Origin of the sequence: Natronolimnohabitans sp. A-GB9, assembly GCF_030848565.1 — an archaeon.
Classification (GTDB): domain Archaea; phylum Halobacteriota; class Halobacteria; order Halobacteriales; family Natrialbaceae; genus Natronolimnohabitans.
This window is the reverse complement of the sequence record NZ_JAVDDV010000063.1, coordinates 1-1,160: the sequence shown is the minus strand read 5'-3', so window position 1 is coordinate 1,160 and position 1,160 is coordinate 1. Positions and strand designations below refer to the sequence as shown.

The following is a 1,160-nucleotide window of genomic DNA, read 5'->3' as shown; positions in this document are numbered from 1 at the left end:
AAAGGGGAATATCCGGATCAAATGACTCTCACTATAGACGATCGAAACCGGGTATCTGAGGACATCTCGCCGTTCGGAGCGCAAAGTCGATTGGACAGAGACCTCCCGAACGTAATTAAGAATATGCTGCGGGAATTTGCTTCCCACCCTGATGTCCCGAATGCAATCGAACTTAGTGAGCATGTCATTCGAGAAGTTTGTGACCAACGGGAGATCGGACCAGTATCACTAGATATCGAAACTCGACTATCGGCCGAGTTCAACGATCTTCCTTTTGAAGCACGATATGAGGACGGTCTGACAGCCGATGATCTTCGTACCAAAATTGAGGAACCCCAGTACTCCTATCCGGCCGTGGAGTTAGCTTTAGAACGATATGATCCTCCTGAATATGATATCCAAATGGACAAAAACGGACATGCTCGGAAGTTACGTGTTCTTGTTATGGCTTTAAACCACGATTCTGTGTTACTCTATGATCCTCTCCGGTACAGTCAAGTTAGTAGCAATAATGGAATGGAAGCAACTGAAGTTGACAAGCCGATGTTCCTCAGAGCATGGAAAGGGCGACTCGAAAGTACAAGTACACTGTGGGTTGAAGCTACCGAACAGAAACGGCTCACGGAGTACTAAAAATGAGTCATACATCTATTACTCCAACTACACTTGAAGTCTCTGTGAGCAACGACGAGGAGCCAGTTCCCCATATTGAACGACATCTGCAACAAGTGTACGGTAGTGGAACATACCTCTCTGATTTCTATGAGGCCGAAAATGGAAGCGTCTCACTTTCGATTGGAAACTCCTTCCCAAAAGACGTCAGTGATTGCCGACCCCACAGGGATCGTGTCATCAAATATATTGCTGTTGATGATATAGCTGACCTATCTGCTGAAGTTAATGACGGACAATATATTATTGATTTAAAGTCCCGGGACGAGATCAATGAAGGATTCATTAATGCAAGACAACGACTTCGGGATAATCTCGATCAGGCGCTAGCAAAAGCTACCTACAAGAAGATCGCTGGAACCCCGGCTGTTGAAAATCAACTCAACCCGATTAAGCAAATTCTCCGATGGACTCGACTTCATGACGCACCTGAATTTGAGGAAGTAAAAAAGGCCCAAGACAAGGACGGAGATAAGACTTTACGGTAT

At 45.3% G+C, this 1,160-nt stretch carries 2 protein-coding genes; both read left to right on the top strand.

Going from position 1 to position 1,160, the window contains the following annotated elements; all coding sequences use genetic code 11:
* Positions 1-633, top strand: a 633-nt coding sequence (locus RBH26_RS21295; protein ID WP_306760372.1) for a hypothetical protein, incomplete at its 5' end; no start/stop codon positions are given.
* Between the two features lie 44 nt (positions 634-677).
* A partial coding sequence (locus tag RBH26_RS21290) for a hypothetical protein (RefSeq protein WP_306760371.1) occupies positions 678-1,160 on the top strand: 483 nt, incomplete at its 3' end.